Annotated in this window: 8 protein-coding genes; 6 read left to right on the top strand and 2 right to left on the bottom strand. The window is 32.3% G+C overall.

The features are described 5' to 3' along the window. The 6 genes from AB1422_13810 to AB1422_13785 all read left to right on the top strand — a co-directional run. The coding region (locus tag AB1422_13810) for a hypothetical protein (protein MEW6620388.1) at nucleotides 1–430 on the top strand (430 nt) is incomplete at its 5' end. Between the two features lie 18 nt (nucleotides 431–448). Further along, a complete protein-coding gene (gene argJ, locus AB1422_13805) occupies nucleotides 449–1654 on the top strand; it encodes a bifunctional glutamate N-acetyltransferase/amino-acid acetyltransferase ArgJ (GenBank protein MEW6620387.1) in 1206 nt (401 codons plus the stop codon). Nucleotides 1655–1669: 15 nt separating this feature from the next. Then, nucleotides 1670–3049 (top strand): radical SAM protein, encoded by a 1380-nt coding sequence (locus AB1422_13800; GenBank protein MEW6620386.1) that lies wholly within the window; start codon nucleotides 1670–1672, stop codon nucleotides 3047–3049. Nucleotides 3050–3623: 574 nt separating this feature from the next. Next, complete coding sequence (locus tag AB1422_13795) at nucleotides 3624–5057, top strand: radical SAM protein (protein ID MEW6620385.1); 1434 nt, start codon at nucleotides 3624–3626, stop codon at nucleotides 5055–5057. A gap of 10 nt (nucleotides 5058–5067) precedes the next feature. Continuing rightward, the gene (locus tag AB1422_13790) at nucleotides 5068–5991 is read left to right on the top strand and encodes a hypothetical protein (protein ID MEW6620384.1); all 924 of its coding nucleotides are present in this window, start codon (nucleotides 5068–5070) and stop codon (nucleotides 5989–5991) included. 33 nt (nucleotides 5992–6024) lie between these two features. Continuing rightward, a complete protein-coding gene (locus AB1422_13785; protein MEW6620383.1) occupies nucleotides 6025–6288 on the top strand; it encodes an acyl carrier protein in 264 nt (87 codons plus the stop codon). Between the two features lie 378 nt (nucleotides 6289–6666). Here AB1422_13785 and AB1422_13780 read toward each other — a convergent pair whose 3' ends face one another. Then, nucleotides 6667–7260 carry a transposase gene (locus tag AB1422_13780; protein MEW6620382.1) on the bottom strand — a complete coding sequence of 198 codons (594 nt, stop codon included), beginning with the start codon at nucleotides 7258–7260 and terminating at the stop codon, nucleotides 6667–6669. Between the two features lie 79 nt (nucleotides 7261–7339). Continuing rightward, on the bottom strand, nucleotides 7340–7738 hold the full coding sequence (locus tag AB1422_13775; protein MEW6620381.1) for a transposase: 399 nt from the start codon (nucleotides 7736–7738) through the stop codon (nucleotides 7340–7342). Between the last annotated feature and the right edge of the window lie 219 nt (nucleotides 7739–7957).

Genomic DNA, 7957 nt, shown 5'->3' with positions numbered 1-7957 from the left:
TAGCCTATTTGATAATATTACAGCTAAAAACCAAAAGGGCTTTTTCAAAATTCACTATTACTCAGATTACAAGAAAAATAAATCGGGAATGCAACTTGCAAACCCTTATCCAAGAGCATTTTCATTTCGCATCCTTCATAACCTAAACAATCTCGTAGTAATATGCCAATTTTGGAATTATCAGTTATTTTTCCCTTTCATTACTGTAATTGAGGTGCCGGAAGCAGAAATTGAATCTTATTGTGCCCATTCTTTAATTTTGAGTATAGTATCGAATAATAATGAATTAATTAATAAATTATGTTATAATAAAACGATTTTAAAAATATTTGGTGATAAATATCTAGAACGTGGTTATAATTATTTGGATCCTCATGAGGGTTTTTTAATGGATTTTTTAAATATCAAAAAAGCCGTATTATTAAAATGAATTTGGAAAGGAGAATATATGAGTAAAACAGGTTTGTCAAGCGTTCAGGGATTCAAGTTTGCAGGTATTGCTTTGGAAAATAAAAAAAATAATATTGGATTATTATTTTCAGAACAAAATGATACATATGGAGTGGCTATGTATACCAGAAGTGATATCATTGCCTCTCCTGTGATAGTGTCTAAAGAAAATGATAAATTATCTCAAAAAAAACGAGCTGTGCTTATTAATAGTGGTAACGCAAATGCGTTTACAGGTAAACAAGGAATCCAAGATTCAATAAAATGTCTACAAGTCATTTCCAAAATGTTAGGGATTAATACATCAGAATGTTATATTGGTTCTACTGGAGTAATCGGTATTGAATTAGATATGGAAAAAATCCTTGCAGCACTTCCTAAGGTAGTTGAAAAACTGCAAAGTGATGAAAATAGCGCATTAGATTTTATTAAAGCAACCATGACTACAGATACTAAAATAAAACAAGCCTCAGTTACTTTCCCATTAAACGGTATTCCCGTAACGATCGGTGCCTGTGTAAAAGGTGCGGGTATGATTATGCCTAATATGGCAACGATGCTCTCTACTGTGATTACCGATGCTAAAATTTCATATGATATGATGAAAGCAATGCTGGAAGATGTTGTAAATGAGACATTTAATTGTATCACGATTGATGGAGATACTAGCCCAAATGATTCAGTCTTTTTTTTATCTAACCGCATTGCCAATAATAAAATGATTACTACTAAAGATAATGAGTACGCATTATTCTACAAGAACTTGAAAGATGTTTTGTTAACGCTGGCTCAGGAAATGATCCGAGATGGAGAAGGGGCTACAAAATACATAACAATTAATGTAATCAATAGCCCGACTTTCGAAAACGCTGAACAAATTGCTTATTCAATCGGTAATTCACCTTTGGTCAAAACTGCTTTATTTGGTGAACAGTTAAATTACGGTCGTATATTAATGGCTATTGGTAAAGCCAGGACTGGATTAAAGTACGATAAACTCAGGCTGCATTTGAATAATTATCTGATTGTAGATAAGGGCGAACCTTGTGCTAAAAAAGAAACCCTGGAAAAAGTAAGGAATTCCTTAAAAGGAAAAGAAATAACGATAACAGTGGATTTAAACATAGGTACTAAATCTAAAACAATTTGGACTTGTGATTATTCCATTGACTATATAAAGATAAATGCAAATTATTTATCGTAAATATTTGATTAATTAATGGAATTAAGTAATATGAAAATACTTCTTATTTGGCCACCATCACCAGATTACTGCGTTTTAACGGAAGACTTTAGTTGTTGTGAACCGCTACCTTTGGAATATCTGGGGGCTCCCCTTATGGATAAATATGATATAGATATCATCGATATGCGATTTGAAAAAGATGATATTAGAACAATAATTAAAAAGACAAATCCCAATTTAATCGGTCTTTCAGTTCCGTACAGTGTTGTTGTTCATACTTGTAATAGATTATTGGAAGCAATTAAGAATGATTTTCCAGCAATTAAAATTGTAATCGGCGGACACCATCCAACTGTGACCCTATATCATTTAAACCTTGAGTATGTGGATTACATTCTTACGGGTGAAGCAGTTGAAACCTTTCACAGTTTAGTGGACAATTTAAGCGATAATAAGCCGTTAATAGATATTCCCAACTTATATTATTATAATCATGATGGTAAGTTGCAGTTTACTTATAGTAAAGATATTGAATCTATAGATGTATTCCCTGCTCCAGACAGAAAGCTTCTGAAGAAATATAGTAATCTCTATTTTCATGCACATTATGATCCGGTGTCCCTTATTCGGTTTTCATATGGCTGTCCATATAATTGTTCTTTTTGTATACTCTGGAAACTATGTAATCGCAGGTACTTAACACGACAAAATGAAAAAATAATTGAAGAGCTTAAATCTATAAGCAACAAGAATATTTATGTGGTTGACGATGAAGCTTTTATCGATGTTAAGAAGATGCATGCTCTTGCAGACAGGATTAATGAAGCAAAAATTCAGAAAAAATATCATATGTATGTACGATCGGATAGTGTTGTAAGAAATCCTGATCTTTTTAAAAAATGGGCAGAAATTGGTTTGGATTCCGTATTAATTGGTCTGGAATCCATATATGAAAAGGAACTGAAAATCTATAGAAAGAAGATTTCCTTAAACATGGCTTATCAATGTGTAGAAATCCTGCATAGTTACGGAATTGAAATCAGAGCCAATTTTATTGTGCGTCAGGATTATACGAAAGTAGATTTTGCAAATTTATTAAAAGAAGTGAAACGTCTTAATATCGACCGACCTACATTTGCTGTATTAACACCATTCTTTGGTACTGATGATTATTTTAGATTAAAAGATCAATTCATTATTAATAAACTAGAGTTTTTCGATTGTTTTCATACTTTTTTGAAAACTGAATTACCTTTAAAAGAATTTTATTTTGAATTTGCCAATTTATTTAAATATTCAGCGGAAAGGAAAAGCAAAGGCGCCATTTTTTATGAAGGGAAAAATTCTAGTTTTGATTCCTTTATTAATAAAATTCAAAGCTCATATGAATATTACGAAAATTATAATAAGTAAGTTGTGCTTGAACGGAATTTATTGAAAGTAAGTATTATTGAGATTATTCAGCAAATATAAACTCTTGAAGATAACTTGCCGTGAGCTGTGTGCTGTGAGGCAAATAAATTCATAATTCTTTAATTGCAACAGGAATTAATTTAGTTAATCTTCAAATATTCCTGGTGGTCTACTCCCGTTGAGGGTTTGGTGACGTGCTTAAATTAAAGTATACACATGTTTGCCGATAACTGAAGCAGGGAGCAATTAATTCTCCCCACAAAAAAGGACATTACCAATAAAGGTTGTAGAAGGGGAATATCAGGGTCGGACACCAGCGATGGTTGCTGGCCTTACCGATAAAGTCTGGTCTCTTGGGGATTGTTTCACTCTATCTACCATTCAACGGGAGTAGACCACAAGGGAAATATTTTGAGAAAAAATCATTTACCTGATTATCCAATATCAGCAGATGCTCACTGCTCATATAGCTTACAGATTGAAGAGGTAACAAATTAATCAGAAAATAAAAGAATATAAAGTAAAAATCAATTTCCGTTTAGGCACTAAATAATATTGTAAGGAAGAATAAAAAATGAAGATAATTTTTGTTGAGATGTCGTGCAGCCTAAAAAAAGGGTTCAAAGAAGATCATGATAGTTATATTATATCTGAACCTTTGGCCTTAGAATATCTATCTGCTATTGCTGAGAAGCAAGGTCATACAACATTAGTCCTGCAGCAGGCAAATAAAAGTTTTGCAACAATGCTTTTAGAAATTAATACATTTGCCCCAGAAATATTGTGCTGTTCATGCTGGTCTGCAAATTTCAATCAAACCATTGAGATGCTTAATGAAATTAAAAAAATTAACCCTCGGATTATTACTATTATAGGTGGTATTCATGTTACGACTGATCCAAACGCGATCGCACATAAATGTGTAGATATTGCAGTTAAAGGTGAAGGTGAGGCCACCTTTGCAGAATTGCTGGATAGAATAGAAAATCATAAACCACTAGAAAGGTGCAAGGGTATCTTTCACAAGGTTGGGAATCAAATTTTTGAAGAAGAAAACAGGGAAAGAATTATGAATATAGATTCAATATCCTTTCCTGACAGGAAACATACTAATTTTTCGCAGTATGCAGTCCATGCACTTAACTATCCTCCTTCAAATAAGCAAAGATCTGCTCTCGTTTTTGGATCTCGCGGGTGCAAATATAATTGTGAATTTTGTACAAACAGAGTTTCCTGGAGTAATAAAGTTACCTATAGAACACCTGATAATATTATTGATGAAATTCGTATTCTAAAAATAAAATATAATGTCAATCATATACAATTTGCAGATGAATGCTTAACCAGTAATAAGGAATGGTTGTATGAATTATGCGATAAAATCCACTTCCATTCATTACAAACTCCTATAACTATATTCGGAAGGGTAAATGAAGTAGATAACGAAATGCTCATATATTTAAAAAAAGCAGGGGTCGTCGCGATTTCATACGGAGTTGAAAGTCTAGACAGCAATATTTTAAAAACAATGAGAAAAGGCATTAACCTTAACCATATCAGGAAAGCGTTTGAAACCACGATTAATAACGGAATCCTATCTTCCTGTTTACTAATGGTAGGATATGCCAATGAAGAAATGGAGGTATTAGATGCCATTAATAGAGAACTCCCGACCATCCCATTTACACGGTTTACACTTTCCTTTACTTATCCTTTTTTAGGTACAAGATTAAGAAAGAGGGTAGATGAAGAAAATTTATGGCTTGCAGAAAAATATAAGAATCCCAGTTATGCGACAATAGAGTGCCAAGTTTTAAAGACAAAACATTATACAGACCTAAATAAATTTGCAAAGGATCTATATTATAGAATTTATAGTTCAGAAAACTATCAAGAAACTGTTAAGAAAATACTAAAAATAAATCCTATACTTAAAGAGAGTTTTATTTATTTCTTTTCTATTTTGGAAAAGGAATTTAATCTAGAACTTCAAAAACATATAGAATAATGGAGATTGTATGAATACATTTTCAAATATTGGTTATACAAATTATTATTTACCAAAAACCAAAATCAAAATTGAAGAGATTGTTTCTAAAATTGCTAGCTCAGCTAATGAATATGATCATATAAAAGAGTCAATCCAACTTAGAATTGGGACTGAATTTATATATAAAGAAAAACGGGAAAATGAGTACAACATTTATAAAGATTTGCTTACAGAGTATCTTAACAAAAAAAGCATTGATGCAAATAGTATCGATTACTTATTCTATACAAATACAATGGAAGCCAACGAAGATATTGTTTATGCTTTACATCAGGAGTTCAAATTTGTCAATGCCAATATTATGAGTATTGCACAAGGCTGTTCTGGTGTGCTTGCTAGTATTAAAGTTGCAGATGCATTAATAAAAAATAATACTGCAAAGAATATTTTAATATTAGCCAATTCATTCCTGGAAGATGACAGAAAGCGTTATTTAGCCCCTGCAATTATAAGTGATGGGCTAGGTATTATGGAAGTGACTGAAAAGAAGGGGGAATTTGAAATTATTGATTACTGTGCTTTCACAAATGGGAGCATTAACGAAAATACTTTTAAGACGGAAGGCACCCCAGTTAGAGTAATTAAAAACGGTTCAAATTTAATTCTAAAATTACTTAAAAATAATAATCATGGAATAAATGATATTTCGAGAATTTTACCTGTAAATACAAACATTGAAGCCTATGAATATTACAGTAATTTTCTAAACTGTGAAATAGGTAAAATCTTTCTTGATAATATTCCAAAAGGTGGACACTTTGGAAATGTGGATGCGATTAGAAATATTACCGATACACTTAACAGTAATATCTATAAAAAAGACGATTTAATCGTATTATACGCCGTGAGCATCGGTACACAGTGGTCAGCAATACTGTTAAAAAAAACGTGATTCGGCGGATTTAGGTATTGCAGGAGTTAAATAATGGATGAAAAAGAGATCGAAAGTAAGATAATAGATATCTTTGTACATAAATTAAAAATCGATTCCAATATTGTTATTAACACAGATTTTAAGTTGTTTTCTGAAAATGGAATAGATTCCTTAAAGTTTGTTAAAGTGATAGTGGAAATCGAAAACACATTTGATATTGAAGTTTCTGATAATGATTTAAATTCCACAGGTAGCTTTGTTAATATTGAATCAATAACAAAATATATTATTAACAAATTAAAGAATACAAACTAATAGCATCTGAAGTTTCGTCATTCATGATGCTCTCGCGAGCACCTGAACAAGAAAATTAAGAGGATTTAGTCCTTTATTATCGTTGTTAAAGCGATTATCTACTTTTGAGTGGATAAAAATGGTTCAAGATAACCTGGAAATTTTTTGCATCTCAACCTCAAAAGTAGAGTTACCAAAAAATAGATTAGTCCAGAGGCTGTGCCGTAGAACCACTAACATATCAAAGAATGAAGGAGTCTGTTTGTGTCAATACCATGAACATGGTAAAAAGAGTTTAAGATTAGTGTGGTGTGTTAATTTCACATACCAAATGGTTACTAAACTCATGATGAGGAAAGTAAAAGGAATTTGTCTTTTTACTGATTTTTCATTCTGGAGTTATGGTTCACTAATTCCCATATACTGTTTACTATCTCGGTGAGTAATTTCAATTGACCAGCGACCAGCAATAAGTTCCAATATCATTGATGGAGATAAAGAAAGAAGGGTGGTAAAGAAGAAGGCATCTGGGTGTTTACCTTCTGGGTCTCTTACAATAAGGATAGACAAAGGTTTACTTTTACCCACTCTATACCAGAGAGCAGTTATTTGTTTGACCAAAAAGGTAGAAGATTCTCCGTAGGTATTTGCTTGAATAGTTTGATAGGGGATTTGAGGGTCATTGGCTATATCTTTTGGTTTTTGTAATCGGTTTCCTTTTTTGTGTGGTGCACCTCGTCTCTTTAGAGTTTCAAGAGAAGGTTTTTCATAAAGGGCAGCATCAGCTCTAATTTGGCTAACAATTTCAACATTTGCAGGGAGATGATTAACTATAGTTTCATGAGCATAAGCACCATCTACGGTATGAATGATTTGTCGATTTGGCAGCCAGGACGCAAGGAGTTGAAGCATTTCAATCATTATCTGGTAACGAGTTTGAGGGAGCTTTTCTTTTTTGGAATAAGGTTGTTTTTTAGAACAGAGTTTAGCCATAATAGGTAAACACATATATCTATTATTAAGGAAAGGGAGTTTGACGATGATACCGAGAGTAACCCAGTTTTGTCCCCATCTAAAGACATGGATTTTCTTGGTAGAAAGAACAGAGTCTCTGAATATACCTGTTTCTGGAATCTTTTTCCCGCTCTTGGCGAATTAGGATATCATCACCAACAGTATGAACAATGCTTCCTTCTGGGATAAGGGTGATAACGATCATTTTCAATACTCCATAGACTAAATGGTTAATGTCCCATTTAGCCCTTTTAAAGAAATTGTAGAAACAACTATGATGTTTTCTTTTGTCTGCACCTATAGTTTGAATTATGCGGGTAATAGTCTTTCGTCCTGGTGTTAGTAACCAACCAATAGTTAGAGTCACAAAGTTGTTGAAACTTTGTTTGTTTTTAAAAGAACTTGTAAAAGTATTCAATATGTGGTAAAAACTTGCCGATAAATATAGTAGGTTCATCTCTTTTCCTCCTCGTATAATATGTTTAATATAGTTATTAATTAATTTATAATTAATATTTAATAATATTTCTCTCCTCATGGGAGAGTTTGTGAAATCTTTGATTGTGAACAAAAAGAAACTTGACTTTTATGACCGGATCCTTTATTATTATCTCTATAGGATAAAGAGAAACAGGGTAAATGCCGTTCCTCCTTGCACCTGTTGAGTGCATTTCAA

This window comes from bacterium (assembly GCA_040757115.1).
In the GTDB taxonomy this organism is placed as follows: Bacteria; UBA9089; CG2-30-40-21; order CG2-30-40-21; family SBAY01; genus JBFLXS01.
This window is presented reverse-complemented; position numbering and strand designations above follow the sequence as displayed.